Raw genomic sequence first — 24,494 nt, forward strand, 5'->3', positions numbered from 1 at the left:
GGATGACCCAGTCCAGCCACGGCACGCAGAACGTCCTCGCGCTCGCGAACCTCGCGCTGACGCTCGGCCAGCTCGGGAAACCCGGGGCCGGCCTCTCGCCGTTCCGCGGGCAGAACAACGTTCAGGGTGGCGGCGGCGATATGGGGACGCTCCCCGGTAGCTTGCCCGGGTATCAGGACCCGTCAGACGACGCTGTCCGGGAGACGTTCGCGGACGCCTGGGGTGAACACCCGCCGGCCGAACCCGGTCTCACGGTCCCCGAGATGTTCAGTGAGGCCCACAAGGGCAACCTCTGCGGCATGTACATCGTCGGCGAGAACCCCGCGCTCTCCGAACCCAACGTGCAACACGCCGGGGACGCCCTCGAGGCGCTGGACTTCCTCGTCGTCCAGGACATCTTCATGACCGAGACGGCCGAACACGCCGACGTGATCCTCCCCGCGGCCACGTCGCCGGAGAAACACGGCACGTTCACCAATACGGAGCGCCGGATTCAGCGCGTCCGCCCGACGGCCGACCCGCCCGGTGACGCACGGCAGGACTGGGAGATCATCCAGGCGCTGGCGAACCGTCTGGGCTACGACTGGCACTACGACCATCCTCGAGAGATCATGGACGAGATCAGCGATCTCACGCCGATCTACGGCGGCGTCGACTACGAGCGCCTCGAGGAGGGACCCCAGCACGGACTGCAGTGGCCGGTTCCGGACGAGGACCATCCCGGGACGCCGTACCTGTACGATTACGAGGACGGGAACTTCAACTTCGAGGACGGACGCGCTCGCTTCGTGCCCGCGGACAGCGGCCAGCCCGGCGAGATCCCCGACGAGGACTACCCCCTGACGCTGACGTCCGGTCGCGTCCTCTATCACTGGCATACCGGCCAGCTCACTCGCCGCGTCGAAGGGCTCATGAGCCACGTCGGCGAGAGCTTCGTCGAGATCCACCCGGAACTGGCCGCGCAACTCGGCGTCGCCGACGGGGACTACGTCCGCGTCGAATCCCGACGCGGCGAGATCGTCGTTACGGTCCAGGTCACCGAGCGCGTCGACGCGGGAACGCTGTTCATCCCGATGCACTTCGCCGCCGGCGCAGTCAACAAACTCACACAGGAAACGTTCGACCCGCAGTCGGGGATCCCCGAGTACAAGGTTTCGAGCGTCCGCGTCGAACCGCTCGGTCCGGAGACTGACGCCGACGTGCTTCGGACGCCGGACGTCAGTGCGGGCGGCGACGGTGCCGTTTTCGGCGACGACTGACCTGCACACTCTCGACCCGACAGAGAGCGCCGCCGGTCTCACGGCGCGCTCGCTCATACCGCGGTTTCGGCCCCGTATCGGATCGGGACACCGGTCCGGCGTCGAACGGGCGAAATCGCCGGGTGGTAAGGCCTATACCTTGTATCCGCGAGACCGATAGGAAGCGACGCGCATCCCCGCTTCCGTCTCGACCGAGACCGTCAACTCCGCCGTCTTCCGGCTCTCATGAGCAATCTCTGCGGTCGCGATCACCGTCTCGCCGGCGTCAACCCCCTCGAGGAAGGAGACGTTGGCCTCGAGCGCAACGCTGCCGTCCGCACCGGTCTTGGAGGCAAGCGCCGCTCCGGCCGTCGCGTCCGCGAGCGCGAAGACGGCGCCGCCGTGGAGGACGCCGGCGAAGTTGAGATGCGACTTCGTGACCGGCATGCGCGCCGTAGCCGTATCGTCGCCGATTTTATCGAACGTGATGTCGAGGGTATCGCAAAACGGATCATCGAATGATTCGCCGCGGTTCGATCCTTTGTCACCGGTCATAGTGACGAATTACGATCGGTACGTAAAAGCTGTGTTACTCGCTGTTCGGTCCCTGTGCCCCCTCGATCCGGGCGCGAACGCGCCATGTGGCATCGTCTTGTTTGCCGTTTCCTCTAGTATAGTAGTCCTCGATCGAATACGAATGCGGTGTGAAAACCATTCGCGATACTCGGGTTCGATTCGGAGAGCTCGCTGGACCGCTCGTTCACGGCTCCGTCCTCTTCGACTGGCAGTTAATTTCGACGCAGGAGGTCGCCGCCGCCTTCGGCTATCCGTTCGAGGAAATCCTCGCAGAAGACGGCATTCCCTACGCGCCGGTCGTGGTCGATACGACCGTCCACCGGTATCCCGCGCTCGGTGACGAGATTACCGTCGAGACGGTTCCGATCGACGTCGGGAGATCGAGCGTTGAACTCCTCTACGAGGTCTTCGACGCCGATGGCGAGTGTCTCGTGACGGCGCAAATGACCCACGTAACCATATCGCCGAGTGGCGGTGCATGTCCGTTACCCGAGCATGTTCGGTCGGCGTTCGCAGACGCGTGCGTCGAGCGAGACCCAGAAGTCGGTCCGACGACGGAAACGGTCAGGGGACCGAATCTACCCTCATACGTGAAGTCGGTCCCGATTCGGAGCCCCTATATCGAAGGTGCGGAACTGGCCTACTTCGAGGAGTATCCCCGGTTTGCGGGGATCGCCCTCGAGGAGTTCCTCGCCAAGCAAGGAACGAGGCTCGGCGAACTTACCGGCGAGAAACAGCCGTATCGGCTTCGCGAGTGGGAGTGGGAGTTCCAGTCGCCCGTTCAGTTTGAAACCGAACTCCGCGTCGAATGTGACGTGAGAAGCGTTGATCGGGAGACGATCCGGGTTGCTCACGAATTTACTAGCGATGAGGAAACAAACATTAGGGGAATCTCAGAATACGGCTGCTTCGATCGAACTGGGGTTCCCGTTCCGTTCGACGACGAGATGATCGCTCCGTTTGAACCATAGCAGTCTTCACTTCATCAACGTGGCCGACTGTCGTTTCTGTGAACGGTATTCTTCTCGTGGCACTGTCTAGTTGAGTCCGTTTGAGAAGTGAACATGTCGTTGATTTTCTTGTCCAAAGGTGCTCGCAGACCTGCTCAGCGAGAGCGATGCGGCGGATTCAGAAGAATCGTGGGGGAACGAGCGGACGGCGATTGCGTCAGGGCGTTCGCCTCCACGAAACCGGTTGTTCGCTCAGAGAGACAACAACGATCTTAGCGGAATTAGTCGTTGAACGTTCTCACGGAGCGGTTTGGAACTGGGTGCATCGGCTGGCTGACAGCGGTTGCGACCTGCCTGAGGCGCAGCCGGAGCGGGTCGCGGTTGACGAGACTGCTGTCAAGATCAATGATGAGCGGTCTTGGTTGAACGCTGCAATAGACACCGAGACAACGTTGATTCTTGCCGTCGCGTTATTTGGTCGGCATGGCACCGATTTGGCGGCTGCGTTTCTGCACCGACTCAGTGAGAAACACGATCGGTCGGAGGCGGAGTTTCTCGTCGATCAATTCGGCTATCGGGCTGCCCTCTCTCGAGTAGAATTGAACGGTTGGGTCAACTATACTGACTGAAACCTGATCGAAACGTGGTTTCATACCTTCGAAATTCGCATCGGCCGCTTCCATAACTCGTGGGTGGGCAGTCGGTCGAGCGCACGCGAGTAGCTTGAACAGTTTCTGCACTACTATAACCGCCAGAGACCGAACCAACCTCTCGAGGGAAAGACACCGATTGAGGAAGTGCAGAACTAGACGGTGCCCTCTCATCGATCGTTTCGCTTACCAGACCTTTTCTGAGGCGGGCGAAGCGGTCAGAGCACCTATACTGATTAAAATTCGTTGAAAAGCGGTTTTATCCACTCGAAATGCGTATTGACCGCTTCCGCAACTCGTGAGTGGCGGTCGGGCGAACGTCTGTAGATTACGTGGATCTATTGTGCACTACTACAGCCAGTAGAGACCGTGTCGAGCTTTCGGTGGAAACGGCCCAGTCGAGGATAGTCAGAACGAGACAGTGCCCGATTCGAAACGGTATCATAAATATAATCCCATATGTGGAAAGTGCTAGTACCGGTTGAAGCATGCAACTCGAGTCCGCATCGAAACGGATTATTCCGATGAATCGACAGATAGCATCGACGGAGTCCGTAAAATCGGAGCGTTGAAGCGGGAACCCACGCTCTCCGTAACGCGAGCGTCCGTCTCTGATATCAAGCGAACCGTCGACCAATGAAAATACGATCCGTATAGCGATTCACCACGGCCAACCATCTGGAGTACCGGATTATCGGAGCATATTTGCGACCAGTTCGATGTACTCCATGAACGAGGCGGTTGGAGTTCCGGGCATGTAGACTGGGAGATCAGGCTGCTCGAGCCGAACGTTGGTGATCGGATCTCTGTTTTCGGTTCGTTTCATATACTAGTTCCGAGTCGGAGCTATTTATAAATTCACAGCTATAGTCGCTGGATAATAAATCAACAATCGTTATTGACCACCCCATTCAGGTACTGAAAGTCACGATGTTTCAGTCCTGCCCGAAATAGAGCAGTGACTCGGTTCTGCGATACCATCCACAACTCGACAAAAACGTCGATAGAAACGCAGTATCACGGCGTGTCTCGCTGCGGTTGCAGCTGCTTGCTCGACAGTACTGCGTTCGAATACCTCGAGGGGTTCCATGAAAACAGATAGCTGTAGAATAGCATTTCAATAGATCGTCCCGAGAAAAGCCCTGTCGGACGGGAATACGCACGAATGGGTGCATGTCCCACACGTTAAATCCGTTCGTTCGTTCTCGGAATCCTTAACTGCTAACACATGGAAATTTCGATATGCACGATCTTACAGGTTTCCAGCGCGACCTGCTGTACACGATCGCCGGGCAGGACGACCCACACGGACTCGCGATCAAAGAGGAACTCGAGGACTACTACGAAAAAGAGATCCATCACGGCCGTCTCTATCCGAACCTCGACGAGGTCGTCGACAAGGGACTCGTCGAGAAAGGCGAACTCGACCAGCGGACGAATTACTACACGATTACGGCTCGCGGTCGGCGTGAACTCGAGGCTCGCCGAGAGTGGGAAGACCAGTACGTCGGCGAGTTGCTCTCCGAATCGGAGTAACGGATAGCGTAGCCATTGAAAGACACTGCACACTCGATCGCACGATGACTGTGCGATCGGTGTGTAAATCGTTTCAGTTAATCGATCCCCGCCCGAGGGACGCTCACTCGAAACTCACACGTTCAGGATGTATCTGACTCGTCCTCTGTTGACGGAGGACGCCGGGATAGCTCGTCAAATCGCTGTTGGGCCTGCTCAGAGCGGTCCACCGTCTCACGTTCCTCGTACGTGATGTCGATCACTTCGTCATCCTCGAGTTCGACGCTCACTACTGCACCGACGTGACGACCGTCTTCAGGGAGCCGCTCCGTGTCGAGGACTGCTTGGTCGACCGTTTCGCCATCGTCCTCGAGCAACACTACCGCGAGATCGTCCTCAAATCGGTCCACGACCGCCGTATAGATTCCGTCGGTTGTCATCAGTATTCCTCCTCGAGTACGACAGTCCCGCTGTCGTTTCGCACGGTAACGGTATCGCCGCCGTTGTTCCAGACTCCACGGCCCGAATTCCAATAGAGATCGCTCGATGAATCCGTTCCGCTGCCGGTGTGGAGGGTGACCTGTGCACCCGGGTCGAGCGCGAATCCACTCGGGAACGTGTAGGTGTGATCCGCTTCATCGGCGACCGACCAGCCGTCGAGCTCGAGCGGTTGGTCGCCGGTGTTTTCGAAGACGATATACTCGTCGTTCAGATTGTTGCTGTCGTCCCCGGAGGCATCCTCGTGGATCGTGACGATCGACAACGCGCCTGCTCGGTCCGTCGACTCTGCCGGGTCGGTTTCCGTTCCACCATCAGGCACGGCCGGTGCTGTCGTCGACTCCGTAATCGAGATCACCGTCCGGTTCTGGAGGTCATCATCGACACCGGGTTCGATCGGATCCCCGTCTCGAAGTGCCAGCGGCGCAGTCGGTGCATCGCGCTGGGTCGCGACCGTGATCGCGGACCCGTTACTCGTCAACCGGACGTTTCCATGTGTCGCCGTCCAGTAGGTGCGAATGGACTGCTGGGAAAACCGATCGAGGGCCGATTCGTGGGGATGGCCGTACTGGGAGTCGTACGCGCTCGAGACGACGGCGATATGCGGGTCGGTGACGTCGAGGAACTCGCTCCCCGAACTCGATTGACTCCCGTGATGGCCAGCACTCAAGACCGACGCGTTGAGGCCGGCCCCGTATTCGTCGACGAGGAACTGCTCACTGGCCGTCTCTCCGTCCCCGGGAAGCAGGAAACTCGAGCGGCCGAAGCCGAGCCGAAGGACGATACTGTTCTCGTTTCGATCTCCGTTCGCGATATACCCCTCGGGCGGCGCGAGCACTTGCGTTTCGACCCCCTCGAACGGAATTTGGTCACCCGCTCGCGTCTCGTACAACGTCACGTTGTGTTCGTCGATCGCATCCAGATATCCCTGATAAGTCTGGGACGTCGACGTGATCCCGGGATCGTACACGGCACCGATTCCATCGCCTTCCGTCTCAAAGTAGTCGATGACGGCCTCGTGGCCGCCGATGTGATCCGAATCGGCGTGTGTCGTCACGAGGTAGTCAATTCGATCGATATTATGCTTTCTGAGATACGCGAGCACGTCTTCGCCGTCGTCGGACCAGTCCCCCGAATCGATGAGCATCGTCTCGTTCGTCGGGCCGACGATCAACGTACTCGAGCCCTGGCCTACGTTGATGAAATTGACCGACACGGTTCCATTCGAACCCGCTGTTCGCTCGTCCTGTGTCTCACCCGGCGATTCAGGTGTTGGCTCCGTCGTTTCATCCGGCGACGTGGCTTCGTCGCTAATCACACCACCACACCCTGCGAGAGTGATGAGGACGACTACCACGAGTACACTGAGGAGACGTCTTCGTATCATGGGCCAACCTCAAGACGGAGATGCATAGATGTACCCGTCATCGACGACGGAGAACGGACCCCTCTCACACCCGGTTACTCGTAATCGATTTGACCGTCGGCTATCGAGGTGATGAACTCCCACTCGTCGAGTACGCCCGCAACCGTGCTCCGTCTCGGGGAACGGGACGTGTTCTCCTGCACTCTTCTCGGATCCGATCGAATCGTTCTCGAATGCGCTCCGAGACATCGATCCTCTCGTCAGAGCCAGTTTCATCGCCTCCGTCATCGACCTGCTGATACTGATCAAAACAGTTAACGGAAATCTCCATAAACAATCGGACGCCTCCGAACCTTCTTCCCCACCCATCCGGAGGTGTTCCGCATATCCATTTCTCTCTCCAACCACTGTTTTCGTACCGTAGCGGAACCAACCTGGTTACCATACGAGGCGCGTCTGTATACTCCGGAGCACATTGCAGAGCTGTTGTCGTTCGATCCAAAACTGTAATCGGAAGAGGATTTCCAAACCTGGCGGACAGAACTGACTCAGTTTTCTGACACCGTTACACGGAGTTCATCATCGACTTCGTAGAAGTAGCCTCGCTCGAGCAGCCGGGTAATTGCATGCTCCGCGTCCGCCGACTCGAGCAGTAGTTCGTCGGATTCGAGGAGGACCCCGAACGCGTGCTCACGCGAGATCGACTGCACGTGTTCGTGATCGTCCGAACTGTGGCTGTGAGTACAAAGGAGGTCGTACGAATCCAAAATCCACTCCGGAAGCGGTGGCCGCGGATCGGTGAGATCGTTCATCTCGGGTTTGTATGAACAGTCTTCGCTCTCTCACTGCTTAAGAATACTCCCCAGAATGGGTAATCTAGCTACACGCAAGAAGATAGTCTCGAGAAACGAATTGAACGCGCAGCGATCGGAATATCCAGTTAGGCTACTGGCACTACTGGAACTGTGGCCAAGAGCGGAATCGTAACGAGTTCAGCGACCAGTGCGAACCACCAGCACCGCTGACTCCACGTGCGGCCGGTGGCTGCTCGATCAACGAGCCACGAACACGTTGTGCACTGTTCGAGGACGTGGACAGCCGCTTCGCCGCGGTTGGTTCCCAAGAGGTTGTCAGTGCGAACAGAAGTACCGACGAAGTAACCCTCGAGACAGAGACACGTAGCCGCCTGGATTTCGAGTCGTATCCGCCAGACGGAGGCCGTAAGCATCTTCGACGTAGTGACCTCGAGATCCGCACGGGTCTGGTCCAGTTCTAGATAGGGAATGCAATAGGTACAATAGTCACAATGTGGACAATAGGTGATATATGAACAATAGGTAAAATAGCTTCAATAGGTAGAATAGTAACAATGGGCGCAATAAGAGGGACCAATCTGTCTCCCCTCGCCCGACATCTCCTCTCGGTCAGCGTCGGATCGTGAGACTGGTTTGAGAAATGAGCAGATCGGAGAATTGATTTGGAAGGGAACTTGCGGACTCACTCCGTGAATATTTTGCAGTCGGATCTGATGGATTCAGGGGGGCGAGTGCAACCGGATACAGTTGCATAACTAACGCGAAGGTGAATAATCCCGGCCCCGCATCAGCCGTTTCTGCTCGTGTTGTTGAAGCAATTTGAAATCGAAGAGGTATATCGTTCTACCTTCACATAGACATTTCAACACGGTTCCTATTTTCACGCTCCCGCATCTGTAATCGAGGAAGTATCGTTGACAGGTATCGTTCACTGATTGCTCTTTATCGACGAGCAGCACAGAATTTCCGACGCTATATCTCCCGATTATGAAATAATAAACTCGTAATGTCCTTACCCTGTCGTTTTAATCGTTGTACGTTCGAATTTGTTCATTTCTAGATCGTCGGGCGTATGGACGATATCGTTCGCTGTCAAGTTTGATTACTGTCTCGTCGACCGCGACACGATCCGAGTTATAGTCAGTATCGGAATGCAGATCGACTTTATGTACTAGTGAGAGACTGTTGAGCGCGCTGGTTAATACCGAGCTTTCTGGAATCTGAATAGTATTTGAAAGAGGGAGAGAGTTCAGCAAGATGGAGTTGGATACGGAGCGTCAGTAACAGTTCGGTGTTTCGTCTCGCTCCGCGAACTCCTGGTCGAGATCTCCGACGAAGAGATAGACGGCTGATGGCCCGTGACATCGACTGTGTTGCCGCTGAATTCCCCCTCCCTCAAATTTTCGGACCTGGGACGGTGGTGTGGGGTAGTCCACCTGAGTGAGCGGATGAGGCGAGACGATCCCAGTCAGACGGTTGTCGCCGTGGATCCCTTCGCTCGAGTCGTCGATCCGACTCTCCCACAATCAGTTACGTGTCGCCATTGTGGGTATGGTCGTGTTCGTGCCCATGCTGCTGTCCGTGTCCCACGTCCGGCGTTTCGAGAACGTCCTCGCACTCGACGTTCGTGTACCCGGAATGGAACAGTTCGACTGAGCCGCCGTCGGCGTCGAACGAGTGCCGTTCGATACAGCCGACGTCCGCGCCGAGCAGGTGGACGCTGACGCTGGGTTCGTCCGACGTCGTCTCGACGGAGTGGATGTCGTTGTTCGGCGGGACCAGTTCGTAGTAGTCACCGCGCTCCATGCGCTCGGTCCGAATCCGCTCGAGTTCCGCCTCGCCTTCGTCGTTCGTTGCGTCGTCGACCCGGCGGTAGAAGTCCTCGCGTTGCGTTCCACCGTAGATTCCGACGAGTCCCCAGGCGAGGTGATCGTGGACCGGCGTCGAGGCGCCCGGCGGAAGGACGAGCGTGAACACCGACAGTTTGTTTCCCTCCCGGTACAGCAGCCACTGGGCGATGTCCTCTCCCATGTTGCCCTTATCGTCCACGTCGTCCATGGCGAGTTCTTGATACCGTTCGGCAAGCCAGTCATCGTCCGTGAGGAGTTCCTCGAACGGATCCGCCAGCGACTCGAGTAGCGATGGAACCTCCTCGTGCTCGTCGGCGGTCGCTTTCACCGTCTCGACGAATTCTCGCAGTCGATCGGTATCGTAGATGAACTCCGGTTCGGGGTCCGATTCGGTTGACGCCATCGTGTCGTGGTAGATGTCATCGATGACCATAAACCCTCGCCCGTCGTTTCACAGCGGATCGGCAGAATCGGCCCTGTTACCTCGCAAAGACCGGACGGAAGAGGGAGCGTCTCGAGGGGGCAGATAGTATCAACTGAAACGATTCACACACCGATTCACAGTAGCCGTTCGATCGGGTGTGCAGTGACTGTCAGTGGCTACGAGCGGAGACGTATCAGACAATCGTTCGTTCACCGTTTTCGGACGGGAACCGGAGCATCGATCGACGATGCATCCCTCGTTCGCAGCGCTTCCCGCCGCAAACCGACTGTCGACGATTCGTCTCGCCGACGAGGACATAATACTTTTACCGTGTTCCACCGATATTCGACTGATGGCCCAACTCCTCAGCGACGCTGTCACGCTGACCGAAAGTCAGCAGTTGGTACAGACCAGCGTCCGCGACGTTTGTTCGAACTTCGACCACCAGTACTGGCGCGACCGGGCCGAAGCGGGCGATTATCCCCACAAATTCGTCGATACGCTTATCGACCACGGATGGATGGGGGTCCTCATTCCCGAAGCGTACGGCGGTGCCGGAATGGGGACCCGGGAAACCGTCGTCATGATGGAAGAAATCGCCGCGAACGGCGGCGGATTCAGTGCCGCGCAGGCGGTCCACGGCGGCGTGTACAACTCCGTCCCCATCGTCGAGTACGCTAGTGAGGAACTGAAACGCGACCTGCTTCCCCGGGTCGCGGACGGCGAGGCGTCGATTCAGGCGTTCGGCCTGACCGAGCCGAACGCGGGCTCGAACTCGACGGCGATCGAGACGCGCGCGGAGAGAGACTCCGCCGAGGAAACATTGGCCGACCCCTCGGAAGCCGTCGCTTCCGAGGACGGCGACGAGTACGTTATCAACGGTCAGAAGATCTGGACCTCCCGCGTCGACGTCTCCGACTACATCGTCCTCGTCGCGCGGACGACGCCGCTCGAGGACGTCGACAAGCGAACGCACGGAATCTCGATGTTCCTCGTCCACATCGAGGACGCCATCGAGCAGGGCGCGCTCGAGATGGAGGCGATCCCGAAGTCCGCCAGCGACTTCGTTCACTCGTTCGAACTCTGGTTCGACGACCTCCGCGTTCCCGCCGAGAACCTGATCGGCGTCGAGGGCGAAGGGTTCTATCAGGTGCTGGACGGCCTCAACGAGGAGCGGCTCGTCATCGCCGCCGAGTGCATCGGACTGGGGCGACTGGCGCTCGAACGGGCGGTCGACTACGCCAACGAGCGAGAGGTGTTCGATCGTCCGATCGGTTCGAACCAGGCGGTCCAGCACCCGCTGGCGGAGGCCTACGCACGGTTACAGGCGGCCAAGCAACTGACGTACAACGCGGCCGACCGAGCGGCCTCGGACGAGGGCGTCGATCTCGGCGCGTACGCGAACGCGGCGAAGTTCCTCGCGGCCGACGCGGCCTACGAGGCGGCCGACGCCGCGGTCCAGACCCACGGTGGATTCGGCATCGCGACGGAGTACGACGTCGAGCGCTACTTCCGCGAAGCCAGACTGACTCGGCTCGTGCCGATCACCCAGCAGCTCGCGCTGAACTACCTCGGCGAGAACGTGCTCGGCCTGCCGCGCTCGTACTGATCGAAACACGACTCACGATAGAAACCCATGACGGACCACAGCGAGACAGCGGACGACAGCGAGGAAACGGCAGACAAACGGCTTGTCGAGGGCTGGCACGGCCGATACTACGAGGACTTCACGGTCGGTGATGTCTACAAGCATCCCTTCGGCCGGACCGTCACCGAGACGGACAACGTCTGGATGACGAACGTGACGATGAACCTCAACCCGATGCACTTCAACGAGGCCTACGCCGCCGAGACCGAGTTCGGCGAGCGCCTCGTCAACGGCCTCGTCGTCATCTCGACGGCCGTCGGAATGAGCGTCGTCGACGTTTCGGTCAACGCTACCGCAAATCTCGGCTACGACGATATTCGTCACCACAGCCCCGTCTTCCACGGTGACACCCTCTTCGCCGAGAGCGAGGTCCTGCGCAAGCGAGAACTCGAGTCCCGCGACCACGTCGGCATCGTGGAAACCGAACTCCGGGCGTACAACCAGCACGACGACCTCGTGCTGAGCCTCGAGCGCACGCCAATGGTGTTGAAACGCTCACACGCCGACCCCTCCGCCGCGGAGCCGCCGGGCTGGCCGGAGGGAATCGGAACCCAATCGGAGGACCTCTGACCGTGTTCGCACTCGACGACATCACGGTGCTCAGCCTCGAGAACGGAATCAGCGCGCCGCTGTGTACCCGGATGCTGGGTGACTTCGGTGCGGAGGTGATCAAGGTCGAACGACCGGACGTGGGGGACGTCAACCGCCACTGGGATTCGGTCGTGTACGGCGATTCGTCCGCCCACGCCTGGGTCGATCGGAACAAACTGAGCGTCGAACTGAACCTCAAGAACGAGTCGGGCACCGCCATCTTCCACGAACTGGCCGGAGAGGCCGACATCGTCGTTCAGAACTCATCGCCCGGCGTGGTCGAACGACTCGGCGTCGGATACGAAGACATCAGGCAGACTACCGAGGATATAATCTATCTGAACATCTCCGGCTACGGCCGGGACGGCCCCTACAGCGACCGGAAAGCCTACGATATGGTCATGCAGGGCGAGACCGGACTGATTCCGATGAACGGCTCGCCGGACGCACCGGCGAAGATTCCCCTGAGCGTCTGCGACATCAACGCCGCGACCTACGGAACGATCTCGGCGCTCCTCGCACTCTTCCACCGCGAACGCACCGGCGAGGGCCAGGAACTCGACGTCACGATGTTCGGCGGGATGCTCTCGTGGCTCGGCTACTTCCCGCACAAGTACTGGCACAACGACGAACTGCCCGAGCGGATCGGGATGCGCCACCACCTGCTGACCCCCTACGGACCGCACGAGACGGCCGACGATCAGTACGTCAACTACGCCATCCTCAGCGAGGCGCACTGGGAACTGCTCTGCGAGGTCGTCCTCGAGCGTCCCGACCTGCTCGAGGATGACCGGTTCGCAGACAACGAACGACGGGTCGAGAACCGCGACGTCCTCGAACCGATGATCGAGTCCTTCATCGCGGAGGAGTCCCGCGATTACTGGGCCGAACGGTTGACCGAGGCGGGTATTCCGTGGGGCGACGTGAACCAGCTCGACGAGGTGCTCGACCATCCGCAGACCGAGCATCTCGAGCTGGTCAAAGAGCTCGAAACGGAGGACGGCCCGGTGCCGTACATCGATAATCCGATCGCCTCCGATTCACTCGAGTTCGCGGCCGAACCGATGCCCGATCTGGGAGAAGACACTGACGACGTGCTCGGGGCGCTGGGGTACTCGGAGAAGGAGATCGAGCTGCTGCGTACGGAGGACGTGATTTAGGCGGAGGGACGTGATCCAGGCGGAGAGACCACCCTGCACGTTCGCTCGCGCCGCGGAATGTGTGATCGAGTGTTCTCACGGTCGTCTGGTTCCGCAACTGTTGCAGCAGATGCGACCGCTTGACGTTTCTGTACGCTGCTCGTCGTCGAACCGGGCTCTGTTCAGCCGAGTCAGCCTCGACGCCCTCGAACCGCTGAGCGGTGACGAGCAACTCCCGCGTCCATCGAAGGCGGGCCCGCATTTCGAACTCAGTATCCCAGATCGAGAACGGAGTTGCAGACGACGGCTCCGAACGCGAGTGCGCAGAGTCCGGCCAGGACGCTGTACGATACGCCCCACCCGAACAGATCGGCGAGGAGGCCGACACCGAACGATCCGGTGGAGCCGAAGACCACGTAGACCGTCCGGACGAGTCCGAACCCCGCGCCCCGCTCGTCGTCACCCAACACGTCCATGAATCGCGGTTCCAGCGAGGCGAAAAAGCTCGAGCCGATTCCGAACAGCAGGACGCCGAGTACGACCGCGACGAGGCCGGGACCGGCGACGAACAACGCGAGCCCGCCCGCCCCGGCGATCAGGCAGGTCGCAACGGCGAAGTCTCGGCCGACTCGGTCGGAGAGGACGCCGACGCCGATCTGAGCGCCTCCCCTGACGACGAAGTACGCGGAGAAAACGAGACCCGCCAGCGCCGGTGACTGCGCGCGGTGTTCGACGAGAAACGTCGGCAGAAACGTGACGATCCCGTTGACCGCGAACGTCGCGATGATCGCGATGAGAAGGGTGAAAGCGATCTGCGGTCTCGAGAGGTACTCCAGAAGCGGCTCGATGGCGAACTGCTCCCGCATCGATCGCTCGGGGTGACGCGGCTCGGTCGGTCGGATCCGCCACGTGAAGAGAACGAAGATCGGAACTGCGACCAGGACGGCAAGCGCGACGGCGGGCCGCCACCCGTACCGAATACCCACCCAGGAGGCCATGACCGGCGCGAGCAGGCCGGCCAGGGGCGCCCCGAAGGAGTGAAGTCCGAGCGCGGTCCCGATATCGTCGTAGGTGCGAGAGAGCAGCGTCGTCGCGACGCTGTAGTGAAGGCCGGCGACGCCACCGAGGAGGACGACGCACGCGGCGAACACCGCGAACAGGGGTGCGATGGCGGCCAGGAGACTGGTAACTGCCGTCCCGCCCACCGCGACGGCGATAATGCGCTTCTCACCGAAGCGTTCCGCGAAGACGCCGCTCGGGAACTGCGTCAGACCGTAGGCGATCCACATGCCGGAAAGGGAGATCCCGATCTGCGTGTTAGAGACGCCGAAATCCGCGATGATGAACGGAACGACCGGGCTGACGAGCAGACGGGCGAAGTACGTCACGAAAAACGCGAACATACAGAGGACGAGGACCGTGTGACGATATTTCCAGTCCATTCTCGATTTCATCTGCTATCGGCATTCAGTCGAAGCTATATGGGTGTGATGGATCCGCTTCGAGGCCGACCGATCGGCCGCTATAGTAACAACTGCAACTATTTACACACTGATCGCACGATAGCTGTGCGATCAGGTGTGCATTGACTTGCAGTGGCTACTATAGTTGGCGCGACCGCAATCGAGAGCGCTCCGCTCGAGACCGCGGACGAGGCGCGTGACGAGTTCGTTGATCGGAACGTCGACGTTCTCCCTCCGTGCGATTTCGACCGGCGCACCGTTGATCTCGTCGATTTCGGTTTTCCGCTCCGCGAACACGCCCTGCAGCATACTGGACCGGTGAGTCGGCCCGGATCGACAGGTCTCGACGACCTGCGCTATCGGATCCCCATCCGGGAGGTCGACGCCGACCGCCGTCGCAACGAGTTCCGCCTCGCAGATGATCCGTTCCATCATCGCACGCATGTTCTCCATTACGGAACGCATTTCCCGTTCGCGTCTTTCATCCCTTCTCGAATTGTATGGAAAATATCGCCATTCGAGCCGTGGGACGGATCGAAGAGAATCTATGCTATGTATTACATCTATACGGCTGTAAATACCGGGCCCGTTCGAGGATCGCGGTGTGGTAACAACACGTATCGTGTTCTGCATCGAGGAACGCCGGCGTAACAGTATCATATACAGGAATCCGATCGATAAGACGGTATCTGGAGAAGGTACGTAGCGGACGCAGAGAGAGCCCTGTTCCGTACCGCGGAACTACGGAGGGGAACTCGAGTCGGAACCCGGCGATAGCGCCGCTCGAGCGTCCCAACGTGAAACTATCGACGTTGCTGAGGGAGAGAGCAAGCATCTACGCGAAAATAGACGACACCGGTTCCGCAACTGGCGGGAGCAGTCAGTAGAACGTTTCGCCGTTCTTCGCCTTCTCGACGAGCAGATCACACGGGAGCGTTTCGGCGAGTTTGTTCGTGTCTTCGTGCCGGCTGGCGACTTCGGTTAGTTTCGCAACGATACCGTCGAGTCCGACCTGATCTGCCTTTTCTAGCGGTCCGACCGGCCAATTACCGCCGAGCCGAGCACCGGTGTCGATATCGTCGACGCTCGCGACGTCGTTTTGGACCATCTTGGCCGCCTCGTTGACGATCGGGGCCCAGACGAACAGCGTATCGAAGCCCTGGCCCGCGTCGACCGGGATCTGCGGCTCGTCACGCTCGTCGTAGTCGTAGTAGCCCGCGTCGGCCTTGCGCCCGTATCGGTCCTTCTCGTACAGCTGATGCAGAATGGGGCAGACCTCCGTATCGTAGGACATCGGTCGATCGTCCTCGAGGTGGTCCTGTTCCCCTTCGATTCGAACCTGTATCCCGCCCGTGAAGTCGGCGAGTTCGAACGGCCCCATCGGGAATCCCTCTTTGAACTTCATCGCGGAGTCGATCTCTTCGATCGCGTATTCGCCGCGGTAGACCATCCATGCAGGGCCTTCACCGTAGGGACGCATCAGCCGATTGACGATGAACGAGGGAATGTCGATCTTACACCGAATCGGCGTTTTGTCGAACGATTCGATGAGCGCTTCCGCGGTGTCGCCGACGGCATCGGGCGTGTGTTCGGTCATAATGATCTCGACCAGGTCCATCAGCATCGGCGGATTGAACCAGTGCGTTCCGACGACCTGTGACGGGCGATCGGTCACTTCGGCGAGCCGGGTGATGTTGAGCCCCGATGTGTTCGTCGCGAGCAGGGCCTCCGGCGGTGCGACATCGTCGAGATCCTCGAAGATCTCTTCTTTCACCGACTGTTGCTCGACCGCTGCCTCGGTGACGAAATCCGCATCGCCGACTGCCTCCACGAGATCGGTCGTAAACTCGAGTCGGTCGATCGCACCGTCAACTTCCGCCTGGGTCGCGTTTCCGCTCTCGACGGTCTTCTCGTACGACCATTCGATCTCCTCTCTGGCCGCCGCGAGCTGTTCTTCGTCGATGTCGTTGACCGTGGTCTCATAGCCGGATAACGCGGCGACAGCGGCGATTCCGCGGCCCATTTGACCGCTCCCGATCACTGCGACAGTCTCGATGGTGTCACTATCCACTACCATGCGTAGTCGGTTCCCAACGTGGATAAAAAAGTGTACCGTTCAGCGAAGACAGACGACGAATTCCTGGCTCTCTAGTAGCCACTGAAACGACTTACACACTGATCGAAGCGTCCGCGATTCTCCCTCATTTCGAACGCTCACTGTGTTCGCTCACGGCTCGCTCCGCTCACCGTTCGCGTTCCCGCGGTTCTCGCTCACTCTGTTCGCTCCGAACCGCGCATCGCTCCGAACCGCGCATCGCTCCGAACCGCGCTCCCGTCGTGCGATCAGGCGTGCAGTGACGTTCAGTGGCTACTATAGCGATTCGAGAAACCGTCTCTCCGGTTTCAATCTAACTCGTAGAAGCGGACGCCATCCGTGAGAGTACCCCGTACATCCCCCCGATGCTCGAGATATCCGACTAGCCCGACGACTTCCGCGAAGAGTCGGCTGATCTCGCGTTTCTTCCCCGCTCGATTCGCAGCGATCTGGAAGGCCGTCGTTGGACCCGATCCGATCTGATCGAGACAGGCCTCGAGTTCGGACTCCAGGTCCGTGATCGACCGGTTGAGACAGTCCTCATACCGAGCATGTACCGGACCGTGGCCCGGAAAAACCCGATCAAACTGATACGTTTTGAGACGGTCTACTGTTTCGAAAAACGTTCTCACGCTGTCTTCGACACCGTCATCGAAGTTGACGAGCAGCGACGGTGCGCGGAACGGCTCCATTGCCATGTCACCGGAGAATATCACTCGCTCATCGTTGAGAGTCGTCCCAAAACAGAAGTGAGCGATATGATGGCCCGGGGAGTAAATCGGTTCGATCTCGCGTTCACCGACGGTAAACGGTTCGTCATCGATCCAGACGTCGACTGCGTCCTCGGGGAGCGACTCGCGCACTATGCGGTGGCCGGCAAGCAAGCGTTCGCTGGCAGAATCTAGGCGCCGGGGTTCGAGGCCGGCTTCGAGCAGATTTGATCGAGTCCTCTCGGCGATCGTTTCCATATCCCGCTCGTATCGCTCTTGTTGGTGTCTCGGCGCGTAGACAGTCGGCGATCCGGCCTCGAGAATCGTCTGCGTCTGACCGACGTGATCCGCATGACCATGCGTGAGTAACAAATGTTCGATGTCCGACGGCTCGTATCCGTAATCATTTAGCCCGGCGTGTAATTCCTCGGATCCACGTTCGCCGGGTGTACCCGCGTCAATGAGAATTGGCTCGTCTCCGGGGATCAGATACGCCGCTGCGTGGCCAGGTTGCCAGTCGACGGTGAACGTCAGCCGTCGAATCGTTACGTCGCGATCGACGCTACGGGGACGCCTTGCGTCGCACATAGCGAGCAATATGGTGGGGCACAGTTGATAAGTTTCGATTCGCGGCAAAATCAGCTTGTACTAGCGATGACGAACCGGCGATGACGAGCCAGCGATACGATCCTGTACATTGTATCGGGACACTGGTAGCCGCTCGACCGGGGGCAAACGGAGTGCTATTCAGCGTGAGCGTCTCTGATCACAGTGTTCGTTCACGCTCGATCCGACTGATCGAAGGGATCCGTTGCCTGACCAGCGTATCGTCCAGTGGGATAGTCGTTGGCGCCGCTCAGTGGTGCGAGGCGACGGCGGTACCGGTCAGGTAAGTCGGATCACAGTGCTTTCAGGTACGACCTGCGGAAGCGATAAGAGAGGAGAGGGAAGTTGCTCCCGTCGAACGTACGTTCGGAGCCGAGTCGATCGATCCCGGTATGTTCTACCGGGATGATTACCTCGTCTGTCTCGATTGCCACCACTCGAGTATCATCCTCCACTTCGATGGTTGCTGCGACAGCTTCGGCGGCATCGATTTCGGTGTCGGCGATAGCGTCGTTCGCGTCGTGTACGGCGAAGGGTTCACAGACTGGCCGATCGATACCGTTCGCGCCGCCGGTCACAGCGACACTGTCGTCTGTAACGTCGAACTTCTCGGCGAGTGATTTTTCAGACACGAGCCGTCGTTTACTGCCATCTTACATGATGGTACTGTTACGCCCCATCGTGGCCGGAACAGCGGGTCGCGACGACACACACAACTGCCGTCCGAACCCGGTGGACTGTCAGAACGTATTTCCTCACTGTAGCGGTTCCAATCGCAGTATACGGAACGTGTTCGGGGTGAACGGGTGTCAATGTCCGTTCCGTATTACGGAATCACTATCACGATCGAGAAGTGCTACTGATAGTCTCAGAGACTCGTTACTCCGCCAATACGGGCAACACGCGTATCGACGGCCGACCTCGACGAGAGAGACGATCAGTATTTTACACCCATACTCTTGGTAAGGTGTGGAGAGAACGAGAAACGGAGGGATACTATTGAGACCCACGTCATTCTGCACCACGGAACAGATATCGATGTGACGAATACTCCCGGGAAAGAGACGAAGAGGGGGCTTTTGAACGGAATGAGATCGGAATCGTGGGAAAATACCGTTCCGCGATCCGGAATCCTGGGAGAGGGTATGACCGCCCCCGCTCGAGCGGGTCCGAGGTGAGCAGCCCCGATCGTTCGCTCGAATCGGCGCTCGACGTACCATCAGCGCGCGTCCGAGTGAACTGAGTGTTCGACGCTGCCGACCGGCTCCGGGTGCGATTCCGGTATCGCTTCTCGAGCGTGCGCGATATCCCCCGAAGCGGCGCCGTTAGTCGGACGTAACCCAACGCAAAGTTTTAGGATAACCGATCTACTCAGTAGACGTGATGACAGAACGCGAACCAGCGTACATAGCTGGGGCCTTCGAACATCCGACACGGGAGGCACCGGATAAATCGACGATGCAGTTACATGCGGAAGTGGCCAAGGGAGCGCTCGCCGACGCGGGCCTGTCGAAAGACGACGTCACCGGTCTCTTCACCGCCGGCGTCCCCGAGTATCAATCCGGACTCTCTCCGCTCGTTATCGCGGATTATCTCGGCGTTGATGCGTCGTACGTCGATACGACCGACTACGGCGGCTCGTCGTACATCGCGCACGTCGGCCACGCGGTCAGCGCGATCCGTGACGGAAAGTGCGACGTTGCGCTCATCACGCTCGCCGGCCGGCCGCGTTCGCGCGGTCAGGCGACGGGGTCCGGAGCGCGAGAAATACGGACCGTACAGGACAGCTTCGAGCGTGTCTACGGCGCGACGAACATCACGATGTACGGCATGGCCGCACAGCGCCACATGCACGAGCACGGGACGACGGCCGAACAGCTCGCGGAAATCCGCGTCGCTGCGTCCCAGCACGCCCAGTACAACGACGACGCGATGTTTCAGGACCCGGTTACGGTCGAAGACGTCGTCGAGTCTCGGGTCGTCGCCGATCCCCTCCATCTGCTCGACTGCTGTGTCATCTCCGACGGCGGCGGCGCGCTGGTACTCGTTTCCGAGGACGTCCGCGCCGATCTCGACCGCGAGGCCGTCGAAGTGCTCGGTCACGGCGAAGCGCCCGCACACCACGATGCCGGACGCATCGATATCACGCGTACCGGGGCCGAGTCGTCCGGCAAACGCGCCTTCGCGGAAGCCGGTCTCGGCCCCGCGGATATCGACTACGCGTCGATCTACGACTCCTTTACCATCACCGTGCTCGAGGCGATCGAGGATCTGGGGTTCTGCGAGAAAGGTGAGGGCGGCGAGTTCGTCGAAGACGGCACGCTGCAGGCACCGGACGGTGATCTTCCGTTCAACACCGACGGTGGTGGCCTCTGCTCGAATCACCCCGCGAACCGCGGCGGGATGACCAAAGTCATCGAGGCCGTTCGCCAGCTCCGCGGCGAGGCGAACCCCGAAGTGCAAGTCGACGCCGACGTCGCGCTCGCCCACGGAACGGGTGGCAGCATCGCGACTCGTCACGGCGCGGCGACCGTCGTTCTCGGAGGGGAAGACCGATGACCTGGGAACCCCGACCCGTTCCCGAAGTAAATCCCGAAACCAGCTGCTACTGGCAAGCCGCCGCGAGCGGCGAGTTGCTGGTCCAGGAGTGTACCGATTGCGGGCTCGTGTATCACTATCCGCGATCGCTCTGTCCCGACTGCTTCAGTGAGCACGTGGAATGGCGCGAGTCGTCGGGCCGCGGCGAGGTGTACTCGTATTCGACCGCTCGAACGATGAGCGGCTGGCCTGAAGACGACCTGCCGCTCATCGTCGCCTACGTGGCACTCGACGAGGGACCCCGGATCATGACGAACATCGATACCGACCCCGAGGACGTCGCGATCGGAACGCGCGTCGAGGTCCGGTTCGTCGATACCGCGGACGAGGACGTCTCGATCCCCGTCTTCGTTCCGACGGACGCGTAGTCGGAACCCGGCTCGAGCGTCGCCGAACGGATCGAACGGGGTGGGACGGAATCGTCCTCGACTGCGTTCGACCGGTGCGCGTGGAGTGAGCCCGGTCACGCTCTCCGTGCGAATCGATCCCGAATACTTTTCTCCGTCGAGCCAGTCATCTCCGTGAGATGTCGACACAAACACGCGGGAAGTATTACGAAGAGCTAGACGTCGGTGACGTGTACGAACACCGCCCCGGTCGAACCGTCACCGAATTCGACAACACGCTGTGGTCGTTGCTGTCCGTCAACCTGCAGCCCTTGCACCTCGACGCTCACTACTCGGCGGGGACCGAATTCGGGCAGCGTCTCGTCAATAGCATGCTCACGCTCTCGACGGTCGTCGGCCTGCAAGTTCACGACCTCACGCTCGGAACGACCGTCGCGAATCTCGGCTTCGAAGAGATCGCGTTCCCACATCCCGTTTTCATCGGTGACACGCTCTACGCCGAGACCGAGGTACTCGACAAGCGATTGAGCGATTCCCGAGACGACAGCGGCATCGTCACGTTCGAGCATCGGGGCCACACGCAGGAAGGGGAGCTGGTGTGTGAGTGCACGCGGATCGCACTCATGCTCCTGCAACCGGAGGACGAGTAACGATGCGTCCGATTCGCTCGATTCTGTACATCCCCGCAAACAACGAGGAGTGGGTGCTCGAGGCGCCCGAGAAGTACGATGCCGACGCGTTCATCTTCGACCTCGAGGATTCCGTTCCTCCCAGCGAGAAGGAACGCGCACGCGAGATCGTCGCCGATGCGTACGAGCAGTGGGACACTGACAAGACCATCACCGTCCGTCTCAATGCTCCCGATACCGGGCTGTTCGAAGCGGACCTCGACGCGGTCGTTCACGACCGACTGGACGCCGTCATCATCCCGAAACTCCCGCGAACGGAGTACATAACGCGCACCGATCACGTCCTCTCGTATCTCGAGTCGCGGCGCGGAATCGAAAGCCCGACCGAAATCATCGCGCTCCCGGAGACGCCGCGCGGGTTCTACAACGCTCACGAACTCTGTCAGGCGAGCGATCGGGTCGCCGCTATCGTCGGCGGGACCAGCCGCGGTGCCGACGTCGAGCGGGCACTCGGCTGGGAGTGGACCCGAGAAGGGACCGAGAAACTTCACATGCTATCGAAAGTTCTCCTCGACGGCAAAGCGGCGGGCATCGAGCAGTTTTTCGGCGGAGCGTGGACGAACGTCGAGGACGTGGACGGGCTCAGAACGGAAGCCGAGCGGCTTCGATCGCTCGGCTACACTGGCTACCAGGTTATTCATCCGAGCCACGTCGAACCGGTCAACGAAATCTTCACCCCCGACGAGGACGACGTGGCGTTCTGGCAGCGAGTGATGGACGAGATGGAGACGGCGGAACTCGAGGAGTCACGCGGTGCGGTCCGGTTCGAGGGGGAGATGATCGATATCGCACACATCAAACGCGGCGAGGACATTCTGGAGCGCGCCCGTGCCTTCGATATGATCGACTGAGACTGCGGTGAGCGTTGGTCAGCGCCGTCACCGATTCGACTCGCCGTTATCAGTCCCGTTCGCAGTCACCAGTCAGGCTCGCGACCCTCGACGTATGCGCGGAGGCCTTCCTGTGCGTCGTCGGTCTCGACGATGTTACAGATCGTCTCGACGACGTTCTCGATGTTCCGCCGGTAGTCTAGATCCTGCGAACGCATATAGGAGTCTCGAGCGAGTTCCATCACGAGCGGCGATTTCTCGTTGAACGACGCGGCCAGCTCGCGGGCGGTCTCGAGGACCTCGTCCTGCGGGACGACGCGATTGAAGATTCCCCTGTCAGCGGCCTCCCCTGCTTCCATGGGATCGCCCGTAAACAGCAACTCGAACGCCTTGTGCCGGCCGATCTGTCGCGGCAGGTGGACGAAGTGCATCGCTGGGATGAGCCCGACGTCGATCTCCGGATAGCCGATCGACGCCGTTTCGCTGCTGACGATCACGTCGCACGAGACCGCCAGCGTCACTCCCGCCGCTCGGGCCGGGCCGGTGAGCGCGGCGATCGTCGGCTTTCCCATCCGGTATTGGAGATCGTGCATGTCGAAGTACAGCGTCTTGAGGAACCGACGCAGTTCGAGACCCGAACCGCCCTCCATCATCTTGAGGTCCATGCCGGCGCTGAACGCGCGGTCGAAGGCGCTCGTCAGAATGATCGATCGGACCGAATCGTCGTCGGCCGCGAGCCGATACGCGTCGTTGACCTCCTCGATGAGTTCGTGATTGATCGCATTGACCGGATCGCGGTGCATCGTTAGCTCGGCCGTGTGGTCGGTGACTTCGTAGTCGATGAGTTCGAACGACATTACTCGAGGTACAGCGAAGCGTCCCTTAATCGTTTTGTTGCGTGGTAACAATTACCATCTCCTCTGACCTGTCTTCATCCGACATAGCGCCCCGCTGTCGGCGGGAGAGAGCACGGTGCGCCACAGCGGCATCCGATGGAATGTCGGGTACTAGTCGCCAAGATGACACAAGTATGATATGGACACGTTGGATAGGGAACCCATGACAGTTGGCCTGATGCTACCGACGTATCTCGACCGCGAGGAACGACTGACGCTCGCCGAGTCCGCCGACGACCTCGGCGTCGACGCGGTGTTCACCGGCGAATCCGCGAGTTCGAACCTCTTCATCGACCTGACGTGGATCGCCTCGCGGACGTCGACCGTCACGATCGGGGCGGGAATCGCGAACGTGTTCTCGCGCTCCCCCAGCCTCATCGCCCTCAGTGCAGCCGAACTCGACGGAATCTCCGACGGACGCGTCGTCCTCGGTCTCGGGACGAGCACCCCGCCGCTGATCGAAGGCGTCCACGGACTCCCGTTCGAACGGCCGGTGTCCCGGACGGCGGAGTACATCGACATCATTCGAGCGGGGTGGACCGGCGACCGCCTCGACTACGACGGTGACTTCTACTCGCCGTCCGGCGGCCGGCTGCTCGAGACTCCGGTCCAGGACGAGATCCCGATCGCGGTCGCGGCCCTCGGTCCGTCGAACCGCCGATTGACCGGTGCGAAGGGCGATATCTGGCTTCCCCATCTCGTTCCGAAGACCGTCCTCGGCGATCTGGCCGAAGACGTGTACGACGCCGCTCGAGAGCGCGGTCGGCCGGCCGACGCCGTCGACGTCTACGCGTACGTTCCGACGGCTATCGACGAAGACATCGACGCGGCCTACGATCGCGTGCGACGGCACGTGGCCACGTACGCCGGCTCCGCGGAGCCCTACCGTGACGCGATCGTCGATGCGGGCTACGACGTTGCGATGGCGGTCCACCGAACGTGGCAAGACGGCGACCGCGACGCTGCGGCGCAGCTGGTCACCGACGAGCTGGTCGAGGAC

At 60.0% G+C, this 24,494-nt stretch carries 23 protein-coding genes and 1 pseudogene; 13 read left to right on the plus strand and 11 right to left on the minus strand.

From position 1 onward, the window contains the following. Positions 1 to 1,259 (plus strand): molybdopterin oxidoreductase family protein (locus PGX04_RS07540; RefSeq protein WP_273737938.1); only part of this gene is annotated, 1,259 nt, incomplete at its 5' end. 132 nt (positions 1,260 to 1,391) lie between these two features. Here PGX04_RS07540 and PGX04_RS07545 read toward each other — a convergent pair. After that, the gene (locus PGX04_RS07545; protein WP_273737939.1) at positions 1,392 to 1,793 is read right to left on the minus strand and encodes a PaaI family thioesterase; all 402 of its coding nucleotides are present in this window, start codon (positions 1,791 to 1,793) and stop codon (positions 1,392 to 1,394) included. Positions 1,794 to 1,942: 149 nt separating this feature from the next. Here PGX04_RS07545 and PGX04_RS07550 point away from each other — a divergent pair, with 149 nt between their 5' ends. Further along, positions 1,943 to 2,785, plus strand: coding sequence for an acyl-[acyl-carrier-protein] thioesterase (locus PGX04_RS07550; protein WP_273737940.1), 843 nt, complete (start codon positions 1,943 to 1,945; stop codon positions 2,783 to 2,785). Positions 2,786 to 2,903: 118 nt separating this feature from the next. Further along, positions 2,904 to 3,573, plus strand: a pseudogene (locus PGX04_RS07555) (IS6 family transposase). Between the two features lie 532 nt (positions 3,574 to 4,105). Here the strand turns inward: PGX04_RS07555 and PGX04_RS07560 are convergent. Further along, a complete protein-coding gene (locus PGX04_RS07560) occupies positions 4,106 to 4,240 on the minus strand; it encodes a hypothetical protein (RefSeq protein ID WP_273737941.1) in 135 nt (44 codons plus the stop codon). Positions 4,241 to 4,656: 416 nt separating this feature from the next. On the opposite strand from PGX04_RS07560, the gene PGX04_RS07565 reads away from it, so the two are divergent. Beyond that, a complete protein-coding gene (locus PGX04_RS07565) occupies positions 4,657 to 4,950 on the plus strand; it encodes a PadR family transcriptional regulator (RefSeq protein WP_273737942.1) in 294 nt (97 codons plus the stop codon). Between the two features lie 122 nt (positions 4,951 to 5,072). Here PGX04_RS07565 and PGX04_RS07570 read toward each other — a convergent pair whose 3' ends face one another. The 4 genes from PGX04_RS07570 to PGX04_RS07585 form a co-directional block, all read right to left on the minus strand. Then, positions 5,073 to 5,369, minus strand: a complete 297-nt coding sequence (locus PGX04_RS07570; protein WP_273737943.1) for a DUF3006 domain-containing protein — start codon at positions 5,367 to 5,369, stop codon at positions 5,073 to 5,075. Next, entirely contained in the window at positions 5,369 to 6,814 is a 1,446-nt protein-coding gene (locus PGX04_RS07575) for a lamin tail domain-containing protein (RefSeq protein WP_273737945.1), read from the minus strand. The genes PGX04_RS07570 and PGX04_RS07575 overlap by 1 nt, the downstream gene beginning before the upstream one ends. Positions 6,815 to 7,341: 527 nt before the next feature. Then, positions 7,342 to 7,605 (minus strand): hypothetical protein, encoded by a 264-nt coding sequence (locus tag PGX04_RS07580; RefSeq protein WP_273737946.1) that lies wholly within the window; start codon positions 7,603 to 7,605, stop codon positions 7,342 to 7,344. 1,533 nt (positions 7,606 to 9,138) lie between these two features. Then, entirely contained in the window at positions 9,139 to 9,891 is a 753-nt protein-coding gene (locus PGX04_RS07585) for a cysteine dioxygenase family protein (protein ID WP_273737947.1), read from the minus strand. 343 nt (positions 9,892 to 10,234) lie between these two features. Here PGX04_RS07585 and PGX04_RS07590 point away from each other — a divergent pair, with 343 nt between their 5' ends. From PGX04_RS07590 to PGX04_RS07600, 3 genes are read left to right on the plus strand one after another with little or no spacing between them, the layout of a single operon-like run. Beyond that, the gene (locus PGX04_RS07590; protein ID WP_273737948.1) at positions 10,235 to 11,491 is read left to right on the plus strand and encodes an acyl-CoA dehydrogenase family protein; all 1,257 of its coding nucleotides are present in this window, start codon (positions 10,235 to 10,237) and stop codon (positions 11,489 to 11,491) included. Between the two features lie 27 nt (positions 11,492 to 11,518). Then, entirely contained in the window at positions 11,519 to 12,100 is a 582-nt protein-coding gene (locus PGX04_RS07595) for a MaoC family dehydratase (RefSeq protein ID WP_273737949.1), read from the plus strand. A 2-nt stretch (positions 12,101 to 12,102) separates the two neighbouring features. Continuing rightward, positions 12,103 to 13,281, plus strand: a complete 1,179-nt coding sequence (locus tag PGX04_RS07600) for a CaiB/BaiF CoA transferase family protein (protein WP_273737950.1) — start codon at positions 12,103 to 12,105, stop codon at positions 13,279 to 13,281. Between the two features lie 248 nt (positions 13,282 to 13,529). Here PGX04_RS07600 and PGX04_RS07605 read toward each other — a convergent pair whose 3' ends face one another. From PGX04_RS07605 to PGX04_RS07620, 4 genes are all read right to left on the minus strand, one after another. Then, positions 13,530 to 14,702, minus strand: coding sequence for an MFS transporter (locus PGX04_RS07605; RefSeq protein ID WP_273737961.1), 1,173 nt, complete (start codon positions 14,700 to 14,702; stop codon positions 13,530 to 13,532). 132 nt (positions 14,703 to 14,834) lie between these two features. Further along, entirely contained in the window at positions 14,835 to 15,176 is a 342-nt protein-coding gene (locus tag PGX04_RS07610; RefSeq protein ID WP_273737951.1) for a ketopantoate reductase family protein, read from the minus strand. A gap of 427 nt (positions 15,177 to 15,603) precedes the next feature. Further along, positions 15,604 to 16,800, minus strand: a complete 1,197-nt coding sequence (locus PGX04_RS07615) for a 3-hydroxyacyl-CoA dehydrogenase (protein ID WP_273737952.1) — start codon at positions 16,798 to 16,800, stop codon at positions 15,604 to 15,606. A gap of 326 nt (positions 16,801 to 17,126) precedes the next feature. Next, positions 17,127 to 18,116, minus strand: coding sequence for an MBL fold metallo-hydrolase (locus tag PGX04_RS07620; RefSeq protein ID WP_273737953.1), 990 nt, complete (start codon positions 18,114 to 18,116; stop codon positions 17,127 to 17,129). A gap of 410 nt (positions 18,117 to 18,526) precedes the next feature. On the opposite strand from PGX04_RS07620, the gene PGX04_RS07625 reads away from it, so the two are divergent. From PGX04_RS07625 to PGX04_RS07645, 5 genes are all read left to right on the plus strand, one after another. Further along, positions 18,527 to 18,754: a hypothetical protein gene (locus PGX04_RS07625; protein ID WP_273737954.1), complete on the plus strand. Its 228-nt coding sequence runs from the start codon at positions 18,527 to 18,529 to the stop codon at positions 18,752 to 18,754. Between the two features lie 763 nt (positions 18,755 to 19,517). Continuing rightward, positions 19,518 to 20,693 (plus strand): thiolase domain-containing protein, encoded by a 1,176-nt coding sequence (locus PGX04_RS07630; RefSeq protein ID WP_273737955.1) that lies wholly within the window; start codon positions 19,518 to 19,520, stop codon positions 20,691 to 20,693. Next, positions 20,690 to 21,100, plus strand: coding sequence for a Zn-ribbon domain-containing OB-fold protein (locus PGX04_RS07635; protein ID WP_273737956.1), 411 nt, complete (start codon positions 20,690 to 20,692; stop codon positions 21,098 to 21,100). The genes PGX04_RS07630 and PGX04_RS07635 overlap by 4 nt, the downstream gene beginning before the upstream one ends. Positions 21,101 to 21,216: 116 nt before the next feature. Continuing rightward, positions 21,217 to 21,729 (plus strand): MaoC family dehydratase, encoded by a 513-nt coding sequence (locus tag PGX04_RS07640; protein WP_337959452.1) that lies wholly within the window; start codon positions 21,217 to 21,219, stop codon positions 21,727 to 21,729. Positions 21,730 to 21,731: 2 nt separating this feature from the next. After that, complete coding sequence (locus PGX04_RS07645; protein WP_273737958.1) at positions 21,732 to 22,619, plus strand: HpcH/HpaI aldolase/citrate lyase family protein; 888 nt, start codon at positions 21,732 to 21,734, stop codon at positions 22,617 to 22,619. A gap of 65 nt (positions 22,620 to 22,684) precedes the next feature. Here PGX04_RS07645 and PGX04_RS07650 read toward each other — a convergent pair whose 3' ends face one another. Continuing rightward, on the minus strand, positions 22,685 to 23,455 hold the full coding sequence (locus tag PGX04_RS07650) for an enoyl-CoA hydratase/isomerase family protein (RefSeq protein ID WP_273737959.1): 771 nt from the start codon (positions 23,453 to 23,455) through the stop codon (positions 22,685 to 22,687). A 202-nt stretch (positions 23,456 to 23,657) separates the two neighbouring features. Here PGX04_RS07650 and PGX04_RS07655 point away from each other — a divergent pair. Further along, positions 23,658 to 24,494, plus strand: an 837-nt coding sequence (locus tag PGX04_RS07655; protein WP_273737960.1) for an LLM class flavin-dependent oxidoreductase, incomplete at its 3' end; no start/stop codon positions are given.

Source organism: Natrinema soli, from assembly GCF_028618695.1.

Coding starts and splice junctions, on each gene's coding strand:
- PGX04_RS07585 (WP_273737947.1), bottom strand. CDS start 9,891: ATGGTCATCGATGACATCTACCACGACACGATGGCGTCAACCGAATCG.
- PGX04_RS07570 (WP_273737943.1), bottom strand. CDS start 5,369: ATGACAACCGACGGAATCTATACGGCGGTCGTGGACCGATTTGAGGAC.
- PGX04_RS07545 (WP_273737939.1), bottom strand. CDS start 1,793: ATGACCGGTGACAAAGGATCGAACCGCGGCGAATCATTCGATGATCCG.
- PGX04_RS07565 (WP_273737942.1), top strand. CDS start 4,657: ATGCACGATCTTACAGGTTTCCAGCGCGACCTGCTGTACACGATCGCC.
- PGX04_RS07635 (WP_273737956.1), top strand. CDS start 20,690: ATGACCTGGGAACCCCGACCCGTTCCCGAAGTAAATCCCGAAACCAGC.
- PGX04_RS07580 (WP_273737946.1), bottom strand. CDS start 7,605: ATGAACGATCTCACCGATCCGCGGCCACCGCTTCCGGAGTGGATTTTG.
- PGX04_RS07575 (WP_273737945.1), bottom strand. CDS start 6,814: ATGATACGAAGACGTCTCCTCAGTGTACTCGTGGTAGTCGTCCTCATC.
- PGX04_RS07610 (WP_273737951.1), bottom strand. CDS start 15,176: ATGGAGAACATGCGTGCGATGATGGAACGGATCATCTGCGAGGCGGAA.
- PGX04_RS07615 (WP_273737952.1), bottom strand. CDS start 16,800: ATGGTAGTGGATAGTGACACCATCGAGACTGTCGCAGTGATCGGGAGC.
- PGX04_RS07620 (WP_273737953.1), bottom strand. CDS start 18,116: ATGTGCGACGCAAGGCGTCCCCGTAGCGTCGATCGCGACGTAACGATT.
- PGX04_RS07560 (WP_273737941.1), bottom strand. CDS start 4,240: ATGAAACGAACCGAAAACAGAGATCCGATCACCAACGTTCGGCTCGAG.
- PGX04_RS07650 (WP_273737959.1), bottom strand. CDS start 23,455: ATGTCGTTCGAACTCATCGACTACGAAGTCACCGACCACACGGCCGAG.
- PGX04_RS07645 (WP_273737958.1), top strand. CDS start 21,732: ATGCGTCCGATTCGCTCGATTCTGTACATCCCCGCAAACAACGAGGAG.
- PGX04_RS07595 (WP_273737949.1), top strand. CDS start 11,519: ATGACGGACCACAGCGAGACAGCGGACGACAGCGAGGAAACGGCAGAC.
- PGX04_RS07590 (WP_273737948.1), top strand. CDS start 10,235: ATGGCCCAACTCCTCAGCGACGCTGTCACGCTGACCGAAAGTCAGCAG.
- PGX04_RS07625 (WP_273737954.1), top strand. CDS start 18,527: ATGTTCTACCGGGATGATTACCTCGTCTGTCTCGATTGCCACCACTCG.
- PGX04_RS07630 (WP_273737955.1), top strand. CDS start 19,518: ATGACAGAACGCGAACCAGCGTACATAGCTGGGGCCTTCGAACATCCG.
- PGX04_RS07605 (WP_273737961.1), bottom strand. CDS start 14,702: ATGGACTGGAAATATCGTCACACGGTCCTCGTCCTCTGTATGTTCGCG.